This is a genomic window from Janthinobacterium saanense (assembly GCF_014200675.1).
Lineage (GTDB): Bacteria > Pseudomonadota > Gammaproteobacteria > Burkholderiales > Burkholderiaceae_D > Janthinobacterium.
Genome location: NZ_JACHCI010000001.1, coordinates 358,931 through 379,220, shown reverse-complemented (window position 1 = coordinate 379,220; position 20,290 = coordinate 358,931). Strand labels below are relative to the sequence as shown.

At 58.4% G+C, this 20,290-nt stretch carries 18 protein-coding genes; 3 read left to right on the top strand and 15 right to left on the bottom strand.

Annotated elements, in window-relative coordinates; genetic code table 11:
- Nucleotides 1-20 precede the first annotated feature (20 nt).
- A complete protein-coding gene (gene cyaY / locus HDE72_RS01775; RefSeq protein ID WP_183737005.1) occupies nt 21-350 on the bottom strand; it encodes an iron donor protein CyaY in 330 nt (109 codons plus the stop codon).
- A gap of 40 nt (nt 351-390) precedes the next feature.
- On the opposite strand from cyaY, the gene lptM reads away from it, so the two are divergent.
- Nucleotides 391-573, top strand: coding sequence for an LPS translocon maturation chaperone LptM (gene lptM, locus HDE72_RS01770; protein WP_183737004.1), 183 nt, complete (start codon nt 391-393; stop codon nt 571-573).
- Here lptM and HDE72_RS01765 read toward each other — a convergent pair.
- The 5 genes from HDE72_RS01765 to HDE72_RS01745 all read right to left on the bottom strand — a co-directional run bounded on the left by HDE72_RS01765 (nt 570) and on the right by HDE72_RS01745 (nt 6,491).
- Complete coding sequence (locus HDE72_RS01765; RefSeq protein ID WP_183737003.1) at nt 570-1,235, bottom strand: protein-methionine-sulfoxide reductase heme-binding subunit MsrQ; 666 nt, start codon at nt 1,233-1,235, stop codon at nt 570-572. The two genes, lptM and HDE72_RS01765, sit on opposite strands and share 4 nt — an antisense overlap.
- A gap of 8 nt (nt 1,236-1,243) precedes the next feature.
- Nucleotides 1,244-2,221: a protein-methionine-sulfoxide reductase catalytic subunit MsrP gene (msrP, locus tag HDE72_RS01760; protein ID WP_183737002.1), complete on the bottom strand. Its 978-nt coding sequence runs from the start codon at nt 2,219-2,221 to the stop codon at nt 1,244-1,246.
- A 99-nt stretch (nt 2,222-2,320) separates the two neighbouring features.
- Entirely contained in the window at nt 2,321-3,472 is a 1,152-nt protein-coding gene (gene ccsB, locus HDE72_RS01755; protein ID WP_183737190.1) for a c-type cytochrome biogenesis protein CcsB, read from the bottom strand.
- A 55-nt stretch (nt 3,473-3,527) separates the two neighbouring features.
- Nucleotides 3,528-5,642: a cytochrome c biogenesis protein ResB gene (locus HDE72_RS01750; protein ID WP_183737001.1), complete on the bottom strand. Its 2,115-nt coding sequence runs from the start codon at nt 5,640-5,642 to the stop codon at nt 3,528-3,530.
- 159 nt (nt 5,643-5,801) lie between these two features.
- Nucleotides 5,802-6,491 carry a c-type cytochrome gene (locus HDE72_RS01745; protein ID WP_183737000.1) on the bottom strand — a complete coding sequence of 230 codons (690 nt, stop codon included), beginning with the start codon at nt 6,489-6,491 and terminating at the stop codon, nt 5,802-5,804.
- Between the two features lie 186 nt (nt 6,492-6,677).
- Here HDE72_RS01745 and yihA point away from each other — a divergent pair, with 186 nt between their 5' ends.
- Nucleotides 6,678-7,427, top strand: coding sequence for a ribosome biogenesis GTP-binding protein YihA/YsxC (yihA, locus tag HDE72_RS01740; protein WP_183736999.1), 750 nt, complete (start codon nt 6,678-6,680; stop codon nt 7,425-7,427).
- Nucleotides 7,428-7,492: 65 nt separating this feature from the next.
- Here yihA and HDE72_RS01735 read toward each other — a convergent pair whose 3' ends face one another.
- The 5 genes from HDE72_RS01735 to HDE72_RS01715 form a co-directional block, all read right to left on the bottom strand.
- A complete protein-coding gene (locus HDE72_RS01735) occupies nt 7,493-8,386 on the bottom strand; it encodes a hypothetical protein (RefSeq protein WP_260176352.1) in 894 nt (297 codons plus the stop codon).
- Nucleotides 8,387-8,650: 264 nt separating this feature from the next.
- A complete protein-coding gene (locus HDE72_RS01730; protein WP_183736997.1) occupies nt 8,651-11,758 on the bottom strand; it encodes an efflux RND transporter permease subunit in 3,108 nt (1,035 codons plus the stop codon).
- Nucleotides 11,755-12,939, bottom strand: coding sequence for an efflux RND transporter periplasmic adaptor subunit (locus tag HDE72_RS01725; protein ID WP_183736996.1), 1,185 nt, complete (start codon nt 12,937-12,939; stop codon nt 11,755-11,757). Before HDE72_RS01725 ends, HDE72_RS01730 begins: the two co-directional genes overlap by 4 nt.
- Nucleotides 12,940-13,026: 87 nt before the next feature.
- Nucleotides 13,027-14,385 carry an ATP-binding protein gene (locus tag HDE72_RS01720; protein WP_183736995.1) on the bottom strand — a complete coding sequence of 453 codons (1,359 nt, stop codon included), beginning with the start codon at nt 14,383-14,385 and terminating at the stop codon, nt 13,027-13,029.
- A complete protein-coding gene (locus tag HDE72_RS01715; protein ID WP_183736994.1) occupies nt 14,382-15,110 on the bottom strand; it encodes a response regulator in 729 nt (242 codons plus the stop codon). The genes HDE72_RS01720 and HDE72_RS01715 overlap by 4 nt, the downstream gene beginning before the upstream one ends.
- A 185-nt stretch (nt 15,111-15,295) precedes the next feature.
- Here HDE72_RS01715 and HDE72_RS01710 point away from each other — a divergent pair, with 185 nt between their 5' ends.
- Complete coding sequence (locus HDE72_RS01710; RefSeq protein WP_183736993.1) at nt 15,296-15,820, top strand: Spy/CpxP family protein refolding chaperone; 525 nt, start codon at nt 15,296-15,298, stop codon at nt 15,818-15,820.
- Between the two features lie 76 nt (nt 15,821-15,896).
- Here the strand turns inward: HDE72_RS01710 and dsbD are convergent, their stop codons facing one another.
- The 4 genes from dsbD to rpsD form a co-directional block, all read right to left on the bottom strand.
- Entirely contained in the window at nt 15,897-17,849 is a 1,953-nt protein-coding gene (gene dsbD, locus HDE72_RS01705) for a protein-disulfide reductase DsbD (protein ID WP_183736992.1), read from the bottom strand.
- 176 nt (nt 17,850-18,025) lie between these two features.
- Nucleotides 18,026-18,418: a 50S ribosomal protein L17 gene (rplQ, locus tag HDE72_RS01700; protein WP_183736991.1), complete on the bottom strand. Its 393-nt coding sequence runs from the start codon at nt 18,416-18,418 to the stop codon at nt 18,026-18,028.
- 149 nt (nt 18,419-18,567) lie between these two features.
- Complete coding sequence (locus HDE72_RS01695) at nt 18,568-19,545, bottom strand: DNA-directed RNA polymerase subunit alpha (RefSeq protein WP_008444343.1); 978 nt, start codon at nt 19,543-19,545, stop codon at nt 18,568-18,570.
- 102 nt (nt 19,546-19,647) lie between these two features.
- A complete protein-coding gene (rpsD, locus tag HDE72_RS01690; protein ID WP_183736990.1) occupies nt 19,648-20,271 on the bottom strand; it encodes a 30S ribosomal protein S4 in 624 nt (207 codons plus the stop codon).
- Between the last annotated feature and the right edge of the window lie 19 nt (nt 20,272-20,290).

Sequence of the window (20,290 nt, the reverse complement as noted above, 5' to 3'; positions counted from 1 at the left end):
TTATGGGTCGCCGCTAAAACTTATTTCAATACTACCGTCGTGCCCGCCTGCTCGCTGGCCATGGCCGACAAGGCAGCGAACAACTCGCTGTCGTCGCGCGTGTTGCGCCATTCGTCGCCGACGCGTTTGTAGTGGAAACCGCCGGAACGGGCGGCGATCCACATTTCGCGCATGGGCGCCTGGCTGTTGACGATGATTTTCGTGCCGTTATCGATGAACTCGATTTCCAGCACATTACCGCTGCGGCTGCATTCGACGTCGAGCACGTCCTCATCGTTCAGCCGGTCCAGCGCCGCCTCGATGTCCGTCAGGGTGGCTTCGGCCAGGGCCAGGAATTCCGATTCGCTCATGCTACACTCCAAAGATCTTAATCAAACCGTGATTCTAATCGTGAAGTCATCCTCAGCGTTTTATATCGGCACCGCCATTGTGGTTACTAGCTTCCTGGCAGGCTGCGGCCAGCCTGGTCCCCTGTATCTGCCCAAGCCACCGGCCGCCAAGCCGGCAGCGTCCAAAAACCCGGTCCAGCCGGCAGCAGTACCGCCGCCACCGGAAATCGTGCCGCAATCTTAAAGTGAACGCGCCGGGCCGGCATTGCTTGTCGCCCTGGCGCTTTTCGCACGCTTGATCCAGGCGTAATAGACGCGAATTGACAACAGTAGCAAGACGATGACACCGAACAGCGTCGGCTGGGCGAAATTGTGTTTACCCGCCTTCATCCACCAGAAGTGCAAAATACCCAGCGGTGCGATCACATAGATCAGCCTGTGCAACCACTGCCAGCGCTTGCCTCCCAGGCGTTTGACCATGCCATGCGTACTGGTCACAGCCAGCGGTATCAGCAAGACAAAGGCAATAAATCCCACCGTGATGAAGGGCCGCTTGAGCACATCGGCCCACATTTCCTGGACGTCAAAGAAATGATCGAACCACAAAAAGGTCATGAAGTGCAGGAAGGCATAGAAAAACGCGAACAGGCCCAGCATGCGGCGCAGCTTGATCAGCCAATTCCACTGCGTGATGCGCCGCAAGGGCGTCACGGCCAGGCTGATGCACAGCAAATACAAGGTCCAGTCGCCAGTGCCGCGCGTGATGAATTCCAGCGGTTCGACCAGTTGCCCCGAATACGTCAGCCAGACCATGCGTACAAACGGCAGCAGTGCCAGCACGAAGATCAGGCTTTTCAGCAAGCTCAGCTGCCTGGGCGTAGGATTAAGGTTGAAACTGAGGGCCATGAACTTCCTCAAAAGAATTTCTTCAAGTCCATGCCGGCATACAGCGGCGCGACCTCGTTATAACCGTTGAACATCAAGGTCTTGCGCTTGCGCACGAAGAAACCATCTTCGCCGATACGCCGCTCGCTCGCTTGCGACCAGCGCGGATGATCCACCTCCGGGTTCACATTCGAATAAAAGCCGTATTCGGAGGGTGCCGTCAAATTCCAGGCCGTGCGCGGCTGCTCCTTGACGAAGCGGATCTTGACGATGGACTTGGCGGATTTAAAACCATATTTCCACGGCAATACCATGCGCACGGGTGCGCCATTCTGGTTCGGCAAGGTTTCGCCATACATGCCCAGAGTCAACATCGCCAGCGGATGGTTGGCCTCGTCGATGCGCAAGCCTTCCACATACGGCCATTGCAGCACGCGGCTGCCCACGCCCGGCATCTGTTTCTTGTCGGCCAGGCTGATGAATTCCACATATTTGGCGTTACCGGTCGGCTCGACCTTCTTGATGATTTCCGAGAAGGAATAACCGATCCACGGTATCACCATCGACCAGCCTTCCACGCAGCGCAAGCGATACACGCGCTCTTCCAGCGGCGCCAGTTTCAGCAGCGCGTCGAGGTCCAGGGTCATCGGCTTTTTCACTTCGCCTTCGATACTGACCGTCCACGGACGCGTGCGCAAACTGCCCGCATTTTGCGCCGGCTCGCTTTTATCGGTGCCGAATTCGTAGAAATTATTGTAAGTGGTGGCGTCTTTGTAGGCAGTCTGCTTTTCCTGCACCGAATAGGCGGAATTGAGCTTGGCGGCCAGTTTGGGATTGCTGCCTTGCGCGTGGGCTTCACGGCTGAGCATTTCCAGCAGCGCGGCGCTGGAGATAGAGCCAAGCGCGGCTTGCTTGATGAAACTGCGGCGCGCTTCAAACACGGCGCGCGGCGTAATTTCTGAGGAAAACGGCACATCAATGCCGTTGGGACTGCGTTTGATCAACATGGCAACTCCGGAAAAAGTGCAGGTCTCTTGGTCTAAAACCGATGAGACTACCTTACACCAATTCCGAAATACCGTTTATAAAGCTTCCGTGATACTTCTTTACAGCTTGCCGTAAGAATGCAGGCCCGACAGGAACATATTCACGCCCAGGAAAGCAAACGTTGTCACCAGCAAGCCCACCAGCGCCCACCAGGCAGCCACGCGGCCGCGCAAACCTGTTACCAGACGCATGTGCAGCCAGGCTGCGTAGTTGAGCCAGACAATCAGCGCCCAGGTTTCTTTCGGGTCCCACGACCAGTAGCCGCCCCAGGCTTCCGCCGCCCACAAGGCGCCCAGGATGGTGGCGACAGTAAAGAAGGCAAAACCGATGGAAATGGCCTTGTACATCACGTCGTCCAGCACTTCCAGCGACGGCAAACGGTCGACCAGGTAGCCGCTCGATTTCAGCAGGTAGGCCGATGCCACCATGGCTGACAGCGAGAAGGTGCCGTAACCGATGAAATTAGCCGGCACATGGATCTTCATCCACCAGCTTTGCAGGGCCGGCACCAGTGGCTGGATGTCGGCGGCGTCGCGCGTGACCGTGTACCACAGCAGGAACACCACGGCGGCCGTGATCACCAGCATGACGAAGGCGCCCAGCTGGCGCGTCGCGTAATGCTGCTCGTAATACAGGTAGAACATGGCCGTGATCAAGGAAAACAGGATGAACACTTCATACAGGTTCGACACGGGGATATGGCCCACGTCTGCGCCGATCAGGTAAGACTCGTACCAGCGCACCAGCATGCCCGTCAGGCCCAGCACCACACCGGCCCAGCACAGCACGGAACCGATGGAGGAACCGAAGTTCGTGCGTGTAATCAGGCTGATCCAGTAAAACAGGGTCGACAGCACGAACAAGGTGCCCATCCACAGGATGGCCGACTGGCTGGACAACAGGTATTTCAGGAAAAATTTCTGGTTCGCCATGTCCAGCTGGCCACCGTACAGCGAAATGGCGAACAGCGACAGCAAGGCCGCGGCAGGAATCAGCCAGCGCACGGGTTTCCAGTACCAGCCCAGCCAGGCGAAGGTGGGCGCGGCCGCCAGCAAGATGGCTTTTTCATAGATATCCATGAATTCGCCATAGCGGGACAGGCCGAACAGGGCGGCGGCCAGCAAGCCGGCGCCGTACACCCAGTCGACCAGGCTCAGGCTTTTAAAGAAACCCGGCTCCTGGGTATATATTTGCTTATCTGCCAATTCCATCATTTCTCTCCATGTCAGGAAAAGTTGCCCTTCGGCAATTATATCTGTGCGCAGCTTACGCCGATTGTGGCAGCTTGCGCTTTAATATCTCAAATTCTTTTTCAAAATCCAGGGTCTTGCGTTGCGTGCTCATGGCCATCAGCGCTGCACTGCCGCCTTTGCCCTCGTCATCACCGGCCACATCGCGTATCCAGACCCACAGGCGGCGCTCGCGGATATAGAACATGGAGAACACGCCGATCACCAGGAACAGACAGCCGAGGTAGACCACGCTCTTGCCCGGCGAACGCGTCACCTGCAGCACGGACGCCTTGATTTCCGTGAAGTCTTCCAGTTGCAGATACACGGGCGCACCATAGAAGAAGCTGTCCGACAAGGCATTCGTGGCCAGTTGCAAGAAACGGCCATGGGCTTCGTCGGCCTCGACGCTCTTCAAGCCATCCTTGACCCGCGCCACCTGCCACAAGTCCCACAGGCTGCCATTCAGTATCTTCATGAAGATATCGGCAGCTTTTTCCTGCTCGCCAGGCGGGATTTTTTCCAGGAAATGCGAGATGGCCAGGAAACCGCCCTCTTTGCCATTGCCGGCAAAGATGGCCAGGCTCTTGGCGGCCGATTCCTGCAGCTGCACGCGCAAGGCGGCCGCGTCCGCCTGCGGCATGGCCCGCTGCGCATATTGTCCCGCTGCCTGCTCGCGCAGGGCCGGATTTTGCAGCGCGGCGCGCAAGCGCATCCATTCCGTCACGCCGTGATTGTCATCGGCAGGAATACGCAGATAGCTGAACGGATCGCCAGGATTGACGCGCATGCCGGCCAAAAAGACGGTGGCGCCATCGACTGTCACGGGCTGCATATAGTTCTGGTATTCGCGCGCCTGGCCCGTCTTGTCGCGCAAGATGTATTGCACGCTGGGGCCCACATTCTTCAAGTCCTTGTTATGCGCATTCTTGGCAGCCGAGCCCAGGCGCTTGTCCAGGCCCACGGCGAATTTCTCGTTGAAGCTGTCCGACTTGTTGACCGCGCGCACATCTTGGCCGGCGCTAAGGTTTTCCACGTTGAAAGGACGGAAACCGGTCCACTCCACCGTATAGGCATTGTCGTCGCCGCCCGCCAGCGGCGTCTTGCCACCCACCGCGCCAGTGATGTCGAAGCGCTGGTCGGCCTGGCCCGTCATGGGAAAGCCTGTCAGCTTGAGCTTGCTGCCGCCATCTTCAAAGCTGGACTGGTACAGCGCCAGACCCTTGTAGATCAGCGGCTCATTGACCTTGATGGTGGCCGGGAAAGACTTGCCCGTTTCATGATCGGTGATCACCACATCGCTGGCAAACAGCTTGGGCATGCCGGTGCTGTAAAAGTCGATATGGAATTTCTTCAGAAAAATGGTGATGGGCAAATCCTGGATCAGCACGCCATCGGCCTGGGGAATGATGGCCGTGGTGCTCGACGACCCCTCCGGTATCATGGTGTTGCCACGGAAGGTAGGATTCGACAGACTCAAACGATGCTCGGCAGGAATCTCGGCGATCACGCCATCGCCAGCAAACGGTGTCTTGCCGAAGACCCATTGCTGCACCCGGATCGGCATTTCCGAATCGAGCAAGCCGCCCACGCAAATGACGACAATGGCGCCGTGGGCAAAGATATAACCCCATTTATTGGCGCCGCCCCGCTTGGCCGCCACCAGGATGGCGTCGCCTTTTTGCACCAGCTTGGTCTGGTAACCGGCATCCTTCAGGCGCTGCGCCGTCTGCTGCGCCAGACCGGCACGTGCCAGCGGCGTTTGCCATTCCATCTTGTGGTGGAAGTTGCGCAGCGATTGTTCGCGCACGTTTTCGCGCCAGCTGCGCATGTCCTTGAGCATCTTGGGGCCGTTGCGCACGATGCACAGCGAGGTGGAGGCGACCAGAAAACCCATGATCATCAGGAACCACCAGGCCGAATACACGGAATACAGGCTCAACTTGTCGAAGACAGCAAACCAGAACGGGCCGAACTGGTTGACATAGTTGGGCATGGGCTCGTTCTGCTTGAGCACGGTGCCGATAATGGATGCCACCGCGATCAGGGTCAGCAGGCTGATGGCAAAGCGCATCGACGAGACCAGCTCGACGAATTCGGCAAGACTGCGGCGCTGGGTTTTTAATTCGATACCGGTGGTGCTGGTGCTCATACGTTGATACTCATACTGAATCTGCAATCTTCATGAAAGGGGAGCGCAAGCGGGCAGCATACTCCTGTTTGAGGCCGGATTATAAAAAAGGGCAGCCCGCGTACAGGCTACCCTTTCGTATTATCCACACATAAGCGCATGGCAATCAATACTATGAAATTATTTCAAGCCGGCAATATAATCGGCCACGGCGGCGATCTCGTCGTCAGACATGCGGCTGGCGATGGTGTGCATCGGTGCGCTGTTCTTGCGGGCGTCCGCCTTGGTGCTGCGGAACTGGGTCAGCTGGGCTATCGTGTAGTCCTGGTGTTGACCGGCAATGCGCGGATACTGGACGGGTATGCCATTACCCGTCGCGCCATGACAGCTGGCACAGGCGGCGATTTGCTTGCCGGCGATGCCGCCACGGTAAATCTTCTTGCCCAGATCTATCGTATCCTTGTTCTTGGCGGTGCCCGGCTTGGCCACTTGCGCGGCCAGATAGGCGGCGATATTTTTCTTGTCGGCATCGCTGAGCATCTTGGCATAGGTCGACATCACGGCCTGGTTACGCTCTGGCGTCGTGAAATCGACCAGTTGCTTGTACAGATAGCCTTCATGCTGGCCAGCCAGCTTGGGATTGGCCACGATGGTGGAATTGCCGGCAGCGCCGTGGCAAGACACGCAGGCAGGCAAACCGCGCGCCGCATCGCCATCGCTGTACAGGGTGGAACCTTTAGCGGCGTCTACCTTGACGGCGGCGGCAGGAGTGTGGGCAGGTTTCGTTTCTTCGACCGCAGTAGCAGTTGCCGATACAGCCAGCAAAGCAAGCAGCATGGATTTGACAAACGGTGAAAACGCACGATTCATTCAAGCACCCTGGGACAGTGAGAAATTAGTGGTGGACCTTGCCGCGCTCCTGGGATTTTTGCTTTATTTTCAGGGCCGCAAGCCGCATCGCTGCTACGCCGGCAACAATAAGCAACCCCTTATTGTACAATAGCTTCTTGGCGTTATCGTTCCCTTATCGCTCCATTTTGTTGCTTTACTAATCCCATGTCAAAACTCTGGCAAGCCCGCTTCTTTACGACCGTCAACCAACTGCGTGACCTGCCCGATACCACGGTGCCGGAAATCGCTTTTGCCGGCCGCTCCAATGCCGGTAAATCGACCGCCATCAACATTTTATGTAATCAGAAAGGCTTGGCGTTCGCCTCCAAGACCCCTGGCCGTACCCAGCACATCAATTACTTCTCCATCGGCGGCGCCCACGTGGGCCAGCACCGCAAGGATGCCACCATCGTCGAAGAGATCGAATGCCTGCTGGTCGACTTGCCTGGTTACGGCTATGCGGAAGTATCGGGCTCGGCCAAGCTGCACTGGCAACGCTTGCTGGGCGACTACGTCCAGCGCCGCGAGCAATTGGCGGGCCTGATCCTGATCATGGATTCGCGCCGTCCCTTCACCGATCTGGACATCCAGATGCTGGAATGGTTCGCCCCTACCGGCAAGCCTATCCACTGCATCCTGACCAAGGTCGATAAGCTCAACCGCAACGAGTCAGTCAATGCATTGCGCCAGGCCAAGGCTAAGCTGGACAGCTACGTGGATGAAGACGGCATCGGCTTCCCATTTACCGTGCAATTGTTTTCGGCATTGAAACGCGTCGGCATCGACGAAGCCAATGACAAGATCATGGAACTGGCCGGCATCAGCGAAGACGGCGCGGCCCAGATGGTCGAACTGATCGAGATGGAAGATGACGTGGAGCCAGAAGCAGGCGCCGAGTCGGACAAGCCGGCCTGATCAACAAATCAGCAGCGCAATCAAAAAAGCGGCCAATGGCCGCTTTTTTCATGGATGACTGCAGATTAACGCCGTCTTGGCGCCGAGTTCTTCTCGGAGAAGAACTCCTGGCGCAGGAACGCCGTCAGTTCGGCCGTGTCTTCCACCCTGGCGCTGAGGTTGACATTGCGGCCCAAACGCCGTGATTCCCACACGAAATCGCCCGGTTTTTCGGCACGGATCAGCTGTATCATCTTCTTGATGATGGCCGATTCGATATCTGGCTCGTTGCCGATGTCCACTCTTTCCTGCTTCAGCCAGTTGCGCTTGAAGTTGCCATTCCAGCCACGGAACTTGACTTCGGCACTGAAGGAGGTCTGGTTGACGATGGAAAACACGCCACCCGAATCTTCGTTGTCGCTGCCCGAATTGCGGCCTTGCGCACCTGCAATATTGGCCTTGGCAACGCGCATGGCACGGTCGTTATCGCTTTCCTCGGCTGGCGGCGCCGGCTGCTGCGCCTGGCGCTGCTGACGGCGCTGCTCGATCATGGTGGCCATGTCTTCCGCTGGCGGCGGCGGCAAAGGCACTTTCGACACCAGCGGTGGCGTAAAGGTTTCCAGCTTGGGCTTGGTGCTCGGCGTATTTTTTGTGACCACCGGCTTGCTCGGCGACGGTGGCGGCTTCACCTTGGCCACCTTGGTGTCCTTCGGTTTTGGCGTCGGCTTGGGTTTGGGCTCGGGCTGCGATGGCGGCGTGTTTTTCATCGGCGTGATATACACCATCGCGCTTTCTTTCTTCGGCGTCGGCAGCTTATCAATCTTGTCACTATGAAACACGGCATACAAGGCCACCAGCACGTGCAGCAGCACCGTCACGCCCAGGATAATCTTGCGATTCTTGCTAGTCTCAGATCCGTAGGCGGCTGGCGGCTGTATCAATTGACCGCAAGTGGGGCAATAGTCTGAATTGGCAGCCATCGGGTGGGTCGTGTCATGCAAAATAAATCGTGCTTTCTTTGTAGCAGTAAATTTAGCGCTTAGCCAGTGTGCCAGAGTCGCTGGTATTTGAAAACAGTGACGAAGCTTTGCAACCCGAAGCGTACAGGATCACGGCACTCCTTGCAGCAATAGCAGATTACAGTAGCTGCCCCTTGACGGTTGTTACCGTATGTATCATTGCTACTGACAAAAATGGCGCCCCGTTCATGAAAAAAGGGGCGCCAGCAAGCGGCGTGTCCAGGCTTATGCCTTGCTGTCGAGTGCCAGCAATTGCTCATCCGTTAATGGTCCCGTGCCGCTATATTTATCGAGGAACAAGTAAATCACGGGGGTAATGAACAGGGTAATGACTTGCGAGAACAGCAAGCCACCCACCACTGCCAGGCCCAGCGGCTGGCGCAGTTCCGCGCCCGCACCCAGGCCCAGGGCGATCGGCAAGGCGCCCATCAAGGCGGCAGCCGAAGTCATCATGATCGGGCGGAAACGCAAAATACAGGCCTGGCGGATGGCTTCTGCCGGACGCATGCCCTCGTTGCGCTGCGCATGCAGGGCAAAGTCGATCATCATGATGGCATTCTTCTTGACGATACCGATCAGCATCAGGATACCGATGATGGCGATCATGGTCAGGTCCATGCCGAACAGGCGCAAGGTCAGGAGCGCCCCTACGGCAGCCGATGGCAAGCCAGCCAGAATGGTCAGCGGGTGGATATAGCTTTCGTACAATACCCCCAGCAGCACATAAATCACCGCCAGCGCCGCAATGATCAGGATAATCTGGCTAGATTGCGAATCCTGGAACACGGCAGCATCGCCGCCGTAGCGCGTGATAATGGTGGGAGGTAAGTTCATTTCCTTGCCCAGCACATCGATCTTGCCAGTGGCGATACCCAGTGGCACGTCCGGCGCCAGGTTGAAGGCGATCGTCACGGCTTGCAGCTGCCCCTGATGATTGACGGCCGTCGGGCCAATGGTGCGCTCCACATGGGCAATCGACGACAGTTTCACCAGTTCGCCCGACTTGCTGCGCACCGACACGCGCGTGAGCGCATCGTCATACTGGCGGTCCGGCGTGGCCGCTTCCAGGATCACGTAATAGCTGGCAGCCGAGGAATAGATGGTCGACACTTGCCGCTCGCCAAAGGCGCTGTACAGGGCCGTGCGGATGTCGGACATTTGCACGCCCAGCATATTGGCCTTGTCGCGGTCGATCTTCAAGGAGGCCTGCAAACCCTTGATCTGTGAATCGCTGGTGACATCGCGGAAAGCAGGGTCCAGGCGCATGCCGGCGATAAATTTCTCCGCCCAGTCATTGAGCGCATCGGGGCTGACGCTTTGCAAGGTGTACTGATAGCGGCTCTTGCTCTGGCGTCCGCCCAGCTGCAAGTTTTGCACGGGACGGAAATACACGGCCATACCGGGCACGGTACTGGTCGCGCGGCGCAGGTTTTCCAGCACCACCGGCATTTTCGGCCGTTCGCTGCGCGGCTTCAAGACCATGAACATGCGGCCGGTATTGCCGCCGCCGACAAACGAGGTCACGTCCTGCACGCTGGGGTCGGCTTTGAGCACAGCGGCAACCCGGCCTTGCAGGGCTTGCAGCGCTTCCGATGAAATGTCTTCCGAGGCTTCCGTATTGACCTGGATCTGGCCCAGGTCTTCTTCCGGGAAGAAACCTTTCGGGATGGTGGCGTACAACACTACCGTCAGGGCAAAGGTGCACACGGCGATGAACAGCACCACATTGCGGTGCGCCAGCGCCAGGTCGAGCACCCGCACATAGCCATTGCGCAAGCGTGTAAAGCCTGCCTCGAAGTGGCGTCCGATAAACGTTTTTTCGCCATCAGCACCATCGCCATGGTGTTCGCGCGAATCGGCCGGCAAAAAGCGGCTGGCCAGCATCGGTACCAGGGTCAGCGAGACGATGGCCGACACCAGGATGGACAGCGAAACGACGACGGCAAATTCATGGAACAGCAAGCCGATCACGCCCGGCATGAAGAAGATCGGGATGAACACGGCCACCAGCGAGACGGAAATCGAGATGATGGTAAAACCCATTTCCTTGGCGCCCACCAGGGCCGCCTGGATCGGCTTCTTGCCCATCTCGATATGGCGCACGATGTTTTCCAGCACCACGATGGCGTCATCGACCACCAGGCCCACGGCCAGGGTAATACCCAGCAAGGACACGTTATCGAGGCTATAGCCCAACCAATACAGCAAGGCCAGCGCACCGAGCAGCGAAATCGGCATGGTGACGGCAGGAATAAAGGTGGCGGCGACGCGGTGCAGGAACAAAAAGATCACCAGCACCACCAGGATTACCGTCAGCGCCAGGGTCAGGTTGACGTCGTGGATCGCTTCGCGGATCGACAGGGAACGGTCATTGACCAGACTGATCTGTATCGATTGCGGCAATTGCGCCTTGAAGCCGGGCAAGAGTTTGCGTACGCCATCGACCACTTGCACCGTATTGGCGTCCGGTTGCCGCTGTACCATCAGGCTGATCGAACGCTCGCCGTTGAAACTGCCGGCCGCCTTGATCGACTGGAAGCTGTCTTCCACCTCGGCCACTTCTTTCAAGCGCACGGGCTGGCCATTGCGCGTGGCAACGATCAATTCGGCAAAATCGGCCGCCTTCATCATCTGCGGATTGCCCTGGATGGTCAGGGTCTGGCTGGGACCATCGAGTATGCCCAGCGGGGAATTCGTATTGGCTGTGCGCAAGGCAGCCGCCAGCTCGTCCATCGTCAGATTGCGCGCGTTCATCATGTCGGAACGGGCGCGCACGCGCACGGCAAAACGCTTCTGGCCATTCACGCTGACCTGGGCCACGCCCGGCAGGGTCGACAGGCTGGGTGCGATCAGGTTTTCTGCGTAATCGTTGAGGTCAGACAAATTCAGCGATGGCGACGTCATCTGGATGAACAGTACCGGCGCATCGGCCGGATTGACTTTGCGGTAAGACGGCAAGTCCGTCATTTCCGTCGGCAACTGACGCTGGGCGCGCAGCAAGGCGGCCTGCACGTCGACCGCCGCCTCGTTGACATTGATGCTCGGGTCAAACTCCAGGGTCAGCGAGGTGTTGCCCAGGGTACTGGTGGAGGTGATCAGGCTCAGGCCGGCGATGGTGGAAAACTGCTTTTCCAGCGGCAAGGCCACCGACGAGGCCATCGTGTCGGGACTGGCGCCGGCCAGGTCGGCGCTGACGTTGATGACGGGCGTGTTATAGCTCGGCAATGCTGCCACTGGAATCTTGCCATAGGCCAGCACACCAGCCAGGATGACCGTCAGCGACAGCAGCACCACCATGACGGGGCGGCGGATGCTCAGTTCGGATAAATTCATGCTGCTTTGTCCGACAATGCGTCGTTCACCGCCACCGCAGCAGAAGCCGATGGGGCGAGCGGGGCTTTTTCAGCCAGGCGCAGCTTGCTGCCCGGACGCAGGTTTTGCTTGCCATCGACGACGACTTTTTCATCGCCGTTCAAGCCGGTGACGACGGCGTTCAAGCCAAATGCATACACACGGGTGATATTGCGCATCTTGGCGGTCTGGTCCGCTTCCATCGAATACACGAAAGTACCTGCGGTGGTGGTGATGATGGCGTTTTGCGGTATCACCAGTGCGTCTTTGAGGGTATGCACGGTCAGTTGCGTGTTGACATACTGGCCGGGCCACAAATCAGTGCTGCCATTATTGAAGCGGGCCTTGACCTTGATCACGCCGGTGGCGGAATCGACGGCATTATCGATAAAGCTGAGCTTGCCCTGGAGCTGCTTGCCGCCCGCGTCCGACAACAGCGCGGCAACGGCCACATCGCCCGCCTTTTGCGCCGCCAGCAAGCCCGACAGACTGCTTTCCGGCAAGGTGAAGGAGACGTCGATCGGATCGAGCTGGGTAATGCTGGTCAGCGACATGGTCGGCTGCACCAGGCTGCCCGCATACACGCCGATGGCGCCCACGCGGCCCGCTTGGGGCGCGCGCAGCACGGTGTAGCTGGAATCGACCTGGGCCGAGCGCAGGGCAGCCTGGTCCGCTGCCAGCAGGGCGCGCGCTGCATCGAGCTGGCTTTGCAGGGTATCGACAGCGCCCTGGGCAATAAAATTCTTGCTTAACAAGTCGACGCTGCGCTTGAGCTGGCGTTCGAAGTCCAGCACTGAAGCGCGGTCGCGCAACACTTGTGCCTGGGCTTTCTCGACGTTCGCGTGTTCGCTACGCGCATCGAGGGTGAACATCAGCTCGCCCTGCTTGACGAACTGGCCTTCGCGGATATGCACTTTGGCGATGGTGCTGGTGGTTTGCGGATGCAGTTCGACGCTGCTGATCGGCATCACGCTGCCATTGGCTTGCAAGACCATCGGCACATCCTGGCGTAATGGACTCACCACGCTGACCGTAGTCGGCGCTTGCCCATTCTTGCCACCCTGGCCGCTTGCCGCTACGCCAGGCTGATGATTGAAATACCAGATACCGCCACCGATACACAGGGCCGCACCCACCAGGATTACCAGGCTAGATTTTTTCATTGTTCCGTCACGCTGTCGCGACGCGGGGCCGCAGATTGAATTTAATTGCCACGTGGCATTAAGCGCAATATTGTCGCATGAAAAGCATCACTTTCCTGCGTAATATTGCGGCACAATCAGCGTTACTTCCAATCCGCCATCGACATGGTTGGCCAACAAAACGGTCGCGCCATGCTGCTCGGCGATGTTGCGGGCTATCGTCAAGCCCAGTCCGGTGCCGCCCGATTCACGCGAGCGCGAGGTTTCGATGCGGTAGAACGGTTCAAATACCTTGGCCAGCTGGTCTGGTGCAATACCGGGGCCACCGTCGCGGATACGGATGCGGGCCGCGCCCGTGATGCGCTCGACCGTGACCTGCGCATACTGGCCATACTTGACGGCATTGTCGATCAAATTCACCAGGCAACGGCGCATGGCAATCGGCCGGCCCATCAGGGCCATGCTGGCTTGACCGGCCAGGGTTACTTTCTGGCCTGCATCGGTGGCGTCCGAACACACGCTATCGAGCAGGGAATCGAGATCGAGCGCCTGCATCGCTTCCGTGCTATCCATCGAGCGGGCCAGGTCCAGGCCTTCCTTGACCATGCTTTGCATGGCCGACAAGTCGCCCACCAGACGGTCATACAGTTCCGAATCCGCCACTTTTTCCAGGCGCAAGCGCAAGCGCGTGAGCGGCGTCTGCAAGTCGTGCGTGATGGCGGCCAGCATTTGCGTGCGCTGGAAAATGTGCTGGCGTATGCGCGCCTGCATGGCGTTGAAGGCAGCGCTGGCCTGGCGGATTTCGCTGGCGCCCGACAGGGCCAGCGGCGGATGGTTGATATCGTTGCCCAGGTCTTTCGCCGCCTGCGCCAGTTGCTTGAGCGGACGCATGGTCATGCGCGTGACCAGGTAGGCCAGGATGGCGATGCTGATCAGGAATGGCAGCAAGGTGACCCAGTCGCTGTGCTCGCCAAACGGCGGCTGCTGGCGTGGCGGCAAGACCAGCAGGCGCAGCACGTGGCCATCCTGCATGCGCACATCGAGGTTTTCGCAAGTACCGCCCCATTGCTTGGGGGCAAACAACCCGCTCGGCTTGCGCGGCTTGGCGCAGGCGCCCGGACGGTCGGCCAGCGGGGTGACCTTGAATGCTTCGCCCAGCTTGGCTTGCAGGGCGGTGGAAAATTCCGTGGCCTGGCCCGCCTGCTGTTCCGCCTCGGGACGCAGTTCCAGGCGTACGCTGCCCTTGTTGGCGACCTTCAGATAGGCGGCGCGCGAGGCCAGCGGCACCACGTCGGCCGCCATCACCAGCTGTTCAGCCCGTTCGACGGCATGGAAGTCGCGGTATTGTTCCAGTGCACGCTGGCGTTCGCCCACGGCCAGCCACTGCGTCAGCGCGGCCGAAGCGACCACACCGAACAGCAGCACCATGAATACCCGTCCTGTCATCGAGCCAAAAAAGGCCCTCATGCGTGGGGCTCCACATTCACCTGGCCCGCCAGGACATAACCACCATTGCGGACGGTTTTGATAATTTGCGGCAAGCGCGCATCTTCGCCCAGTTTTTGACGCAGGCGGCTGATCTGGATATCGATGGAGCGGTCAAACGGGTCGGCATCGCGCCCTTGCGTCAGGTTCAGCAGCTGGTCGCGGTTCAATACGCGGTTGGGATGCTCAAGGAACACCCGCAGCAGACGAAATTCAGCGCCCGACAACATGATCACCAGGCCGCTGGGATTGAGCAGATGGCGCGCCGTCAAGTCCAGCGTCCAGCCCGAGAAGCGGATTTGCTGCGCCTTGTCCGATGGCGCATTCGATGGCATGGCGTGGCTGCGGCGCAATACGCTGCGTATGCGCGCCAGCAACTCACGCGGCTCGAACGGCTTCGGCAAATAATCGTCGGCACCCATTTCCAGGCCCAGGATACGGTCCAGCGGCTCGTTGCGCGCCGTCAACATAATCACAGGCACGGCCGATTGCGCGCGCAGCTTGCGGCACAGGGTCAGGCCATCGTCGCCGGGCAGGTTCAAATCGAGCACGATCAGGTCGGGACGCGTTTCATCGAGCACTTTCCACATGGCGGTGCCATCGGCTGCGCCGAGGGTGCGATAGGCGTTCGTTTCCAGGTAATCGGCCAGCAAGGTCCGAATGTCGCGGTCGTCGTCGACGATAAGAATTGTAGAAGTGGGTTCCATGTAACGAATTATCCCCACTTCAGCCCCCTCTGCGCAGTGCATTTGTATCGTCTTGTATATAGAAGACCCGACGAAACATATAGATACAAACTGTCGGGGACTGGACACTTCATTGAAACATGCACCATTCAACATGGATTCATGTGCACTGACATGTACATCTTCTCAATTATAAAGGAATCAAGATGAACACCTCATTTAATAGCCTAAGCAAAAAATTGATCATCGCCATGAGCGTGCTCGGCATGGGTGCCGCATCGCTGACCGTCCACGCCCAGGAAACAGCCGCCAGCGCACCTGCCGCCAGCGCCAATGTTGCAGGCCAGCATGGCGGGCACCGTGGCGGCAATCCAGCCGAACGCATGGCCAAATACCAGGCGCGCCTGCATGACAAACTGAAACTGACCGCTGCGCAAGAACCGGCCTGGGCCACTTTCACGGCCGCCAATGCGCCGAAAGCGCCAACTGGTGACTGGAAAGCCAAGCGTGTAGCGTTTGCCAAGCTGTCGGCGCCGGAACGCATGGAACAATGGATCGCCATGTCGAAAGAACGTATCGCCCATCAGGAAAGCCGTCTGGCTACGCTGAAAACCTTTTATGCCGTACTGACGCCGGAACAGCAAAAGGTGTTTGACGACAGCGTTCCAGGCGGCAAACATGGTGGCTGGCGCGGCCAGCATCATGGCGGCATGGAGCACAAAGCCGGCTAATTGTTCAGCCGTGCATTAAAAGAAAGGCCTGCAATGCAGGCCTTTTCTTATTCATGGCGAGAGTGGATGCTTACACTCAGTTCAGCTTGGCCAGGGAAGCGAGGAAAGTTTCTGCGTTCTGGAAGCCGATCACGCGCGAGTGGGCAATTTCTTGTCCTTGCGGATTGAACATGATGATGCCCGGCGGACCGAACAGCTGGAAGCGTTTCAGCATGGCTTTGTCGTCCGCATCATTGGCCGTCACATCGACTTGCAGCAAGACCGATTGCGCCATCTTGTCGCGCACGGCAGGCGTCGTAAAGGTCAGCTTTTCCATTTCCTTGCAGGATACGCACCAGTCCGCGTAAAAATCCAGCAAGGCCGTCTTGCCATTCAGCTGGGCCAGCGCGGCGTCGAGCTGGGCCACGGTTTTGACGCGCACGAAAGCTTGCTCATGCGCCGCCTGGCCTCCACCCAAATGGGCCAATGGCGCCAGCGGATCGCGCCCGCCAGTGGCTACACCGACCAGTTGCAAGGCGCCCAGCACGGTGATGGCCAAGGCGATCGCCTTGCCGATCCAGGCATTTTTACTGGTGTTATTGCCCGTCAGCACATACATGCCATAACCCATGAAGAGCACCGTCCAGCCCAGCATTTGCAGCGCACCCGGCAGTACCGGCGACACCAGCCACCAGGCCACGCCCAGCAGCAGCACGCCAAAGAAACGTTTGACGGCATCCATCCAGGCGCCTGCACGCGGCAGCAAGGTACCGGCCGACACGCCAACCAGTATCAATGGCACGCTCATGCCGACCGCCATCGCAAACAAGGCGCTGCCACCGATGACGACATCGCGCGTCTGGCTGATGTACAGCAAGGCGCCGGCCAGCGGTGCAGCCACGCAAGGACCCACGATCAGCGCGGAAATGGCGCCCATCACAAACACGCCCGCCAGGCGGCCCGAGGATTGATTATTCGACACCGAGGTCAGCTTGCCTTGCAGGAAAGCTGGCACTTGCAATTCATAGAAACCGAACATCGACAGCGACAGGCCTGCCATCAGCAAGGCAAAGCAGCCCAGCACCCACGGGTTTTGCAGCTTGGCCGCCAGGCCTTCGCCGGCCAAGCCCGCCGCCACGCCCAGCGCCGTGTAGACGATCGCCATGCCCAGCGCATAGGTCAGCGACAGCAGCAAGCCACGTGTACGGCTGACCTTGGCGCCATCGCCAACGATGATCGACGACAAGATAGGCACCATCGGCAGCACGCAAGGCGTAAATGCCAGGCCCAGGCCCAGCAACATGAACAGGGGCACGATCACCAGCAGCTTGCCGCCTTTCAGGGCCGATTCGATCTTGCCCATCTCGCCAGCCGGCGCTGCAGCAGCATTGGCCACCGGCGCAGCTGGCACGGCGTCCGGCGTGCTGGTGATATCGGCTTGCGGGACGCTCATCACGGACACGCCAGGCGAGGCTTGCGCCTGCGGGCCGTTCACGGCAGCCGTATCGACCGCCGGTGCGGCCGGCAGCGCAAATTTCGAGGCCACGGCGCCCGGCGCCACGCTCTGGCCACCGCCACCGCCCACCAGCTGGGCTTGCGCATCCTGCGGCGCATAGCACAAGCCTTTATCGGAACAGCCTTGGCCCGTTGCTTTCAGGGTGAAGCTGCCTGCCGCCTCGACGGGGATGGTGATGGTCACACTGTGGCGATAGGTTTCCACCGTCTTCTGGAACGTTTCGTCGAATTTGACCTTACCGGCCGGATACACCGGCGCACCGAGCTTGCCGCCGACGGCCTGGAATTTGAAATGCTCGCGGTACATATAGTAGCCATCGGCGATCTGATACGTCACGGCGACGGTAGATGAGTCCTGCATGCGCGCAGAGAACTTGAAGGCCAGTTCGGGATCGAGAAACTCGTCATCGGCGGCATGCGCGGCGCCGGCGCCAAAGATCAGCATGGCCAATACCAGGCTGGCGCTCAGCCACGCCATGATCAGTTGCAAAGGTGAGGCAGCGCGGGCGGCGGCGGAGCGGGGGAAACGGGACATGGACTACCTTTTATCTACCATTCGACAGGAGACGCGCGGAACAAGAGTACAAGGCGGAGGCCGTACGAGGGGTCGGCGCGAAAGGAGAATAGTACACTGCAGCAAGGATGAGTGCAGCAGAAAACAAAAAAGCCAGGCTAGGCCTGGCTTTCAATACTGCAGTTGTTGCTTAGCGATTACTCGCCAGCGACTTCAACAGCTTCGGTCGTGTCTGGACGATCCATCAGCTCAACAAAAGCCATAGGAGCGTTGTCGCCGACGCGGAAACCCATTTTCAGGATACGTACATAACCACCGTTACGGTTGGCAAAACGTGGGCCCAGTTCAGCGAACAGTTTCAGAACCATTTCGCGGTCGCGCAGGCGGCTGAATGCCAGGCGTTTGTTTGCCAGGGTGTCGGTTTTGCCCAGGGTCAGAATTGGCTCAACAACGCGGCGCAGTTCTTTTGCTTTTGGCAGGGTGGTTTTGATCGCTTCGTGACGCAGCAGCGATACTGTCATGTTGCGCAGCATTGCCAGACGGTGGGACGAGGTACGATTCAGTTTACGGAGGCCGTGACCATGACGCATGATAAATCCTTTCGGTGAGAGTTTTAACCCAGTTCTTCGATCGGTTGAATCAGACTTTCGTCTTCATCAGCCGCGGACCGGTTTGGTATTTCAAAAATAAAAGCCTGGGACACCTGTCCCAGGCAGTTTGCTACAACTACAGACTACGATTACTTTTCCAGACCAGCAGGCGGCCAGTTTTCCAGCTTCATGCCCAAGGTCAAGCCGCGCGATGCCAGCACTTCCTTGATTTCGTTCAGGGACTTGCGGCCCAGGTTTGGCGTTTTCAGCAGTTCGTTTTCCGAACGTTGGATCAGGTCGCCGATGTAGTAGATGTTTTCCGCTTTCAGGCAGTTTGCCGAACGCACGGTCAACTCCAGGTCGTCGACTGGACGCAACAGGATAGGATCGACCAGCGGAGCGCGCGATGGCGCTTCGGCGGCAGCTTCCGTACCTTCCAGGGCAGCGAACACATTCAACTGGTCAACCAGGACGCGGGCCGACTGGCGGATCGCTTCTTCCGGCGAGATCACACCGTTGGTTTCGATGTTGATGATCAGCTTGTCCAGGTCGGTACGCTGTTCGACGCGAGCCGATTCAACGAAGTAGGACACACGGCGCACTGGCGAGAACGACGCGTCCAGAATGATGCGGCCGATGGTCTTGTTGGTGTCTTCCGACAGGCGACGCACGTTACCAGGAACGTAGCCGCGGCCTTTTTCAACCTTGATCTGCATGTCCAGCTTGCCACCAGCGGTCAGGTGGGCGATCACGTGGTCAGGGTTGATCAGTTCGACGTCATGCGGCAGGTCGATGTCGGAGGCCAGGATCGCGCCTTCGCCTTCTTTTTTCAGTGTCAAGGTGACCGAATCGCGGTTGTGGACTTTGAAAACCACACCCTTCAAGTTCAGCAACAGATCGACGACGTCTTCCTGCACGCCATCGAGGGAAGAATATTCGTGTACGACGCCAGCGATCGTCACTTCGGTCGGCGCGTAGCCCACCATCGACGACAGCAAGACGCGGCGCAACGCGTTACCCAATGTATGGCCATAGCCGCGTTCGAACGGCTCCATCACTACTTTAGCGTGGCCGGCGCCCAGCGCCTCTACATCGATAATACGTGGCTTCAACAAACTGTTTTGCATGAAATGTCCTTTTCAATACCCTCGGCTCATTACACCGATAAGGCTGATGGCATTAATAAAACCGCCCACTTGAAAGTGGGCGGTGGATACTAGTGACTACTATTAACGCGAGTACAGCTCGACGATCAGCGATTCGTTGACGTCGTTAGCGATTTCGTTACGCTCTGGCAGGGACTTGAAAGTACCTTCCATTTTCTTGGCATCAACCGAAACCCAGCTAGGCATACCAACTTGTTCAGCCAGCGACAGCGCTTCAACGATACGTACTTGCTTTTTCGATTTTTCACGAACAGCAACAACGTCGCCTACTTTGACCGAGTACGAAGCGATGTTCACAACGATACCGTTCACGGTGAACGCTTTGTGGCTGACCAATTGACGCGCTTCAGCGCGGGTCGAGCCAAAGCCCATGCGGTAGCAAACGTTGTCCAGACGCGCTTCCAGCAACTTCAACAGCGTTTCGCCGGTGTTGCCTTTACGACGGTCTGCTTCAGCGAAGTAGCGGCGGAATTGACGTTCCAGCACGCCGTACATGCGTTTTACTTTTTGCTTTTCGCGCAGTTGGTTACCGTAGTCCGAGGTGCGGGCGCCGGATTTAACACCGTGCTGGCCTGGTTTGACGTCCAGTTTGCACTTGCTGTCCAGCGAGCGACGTGCGCTCTTCAGGAACAGGTCTGTACCTTCACGGCGGGAAAGTTTTGCTTTAGGTCCGATATAACGTGCCACGATACTTCCTTTGTTTTAA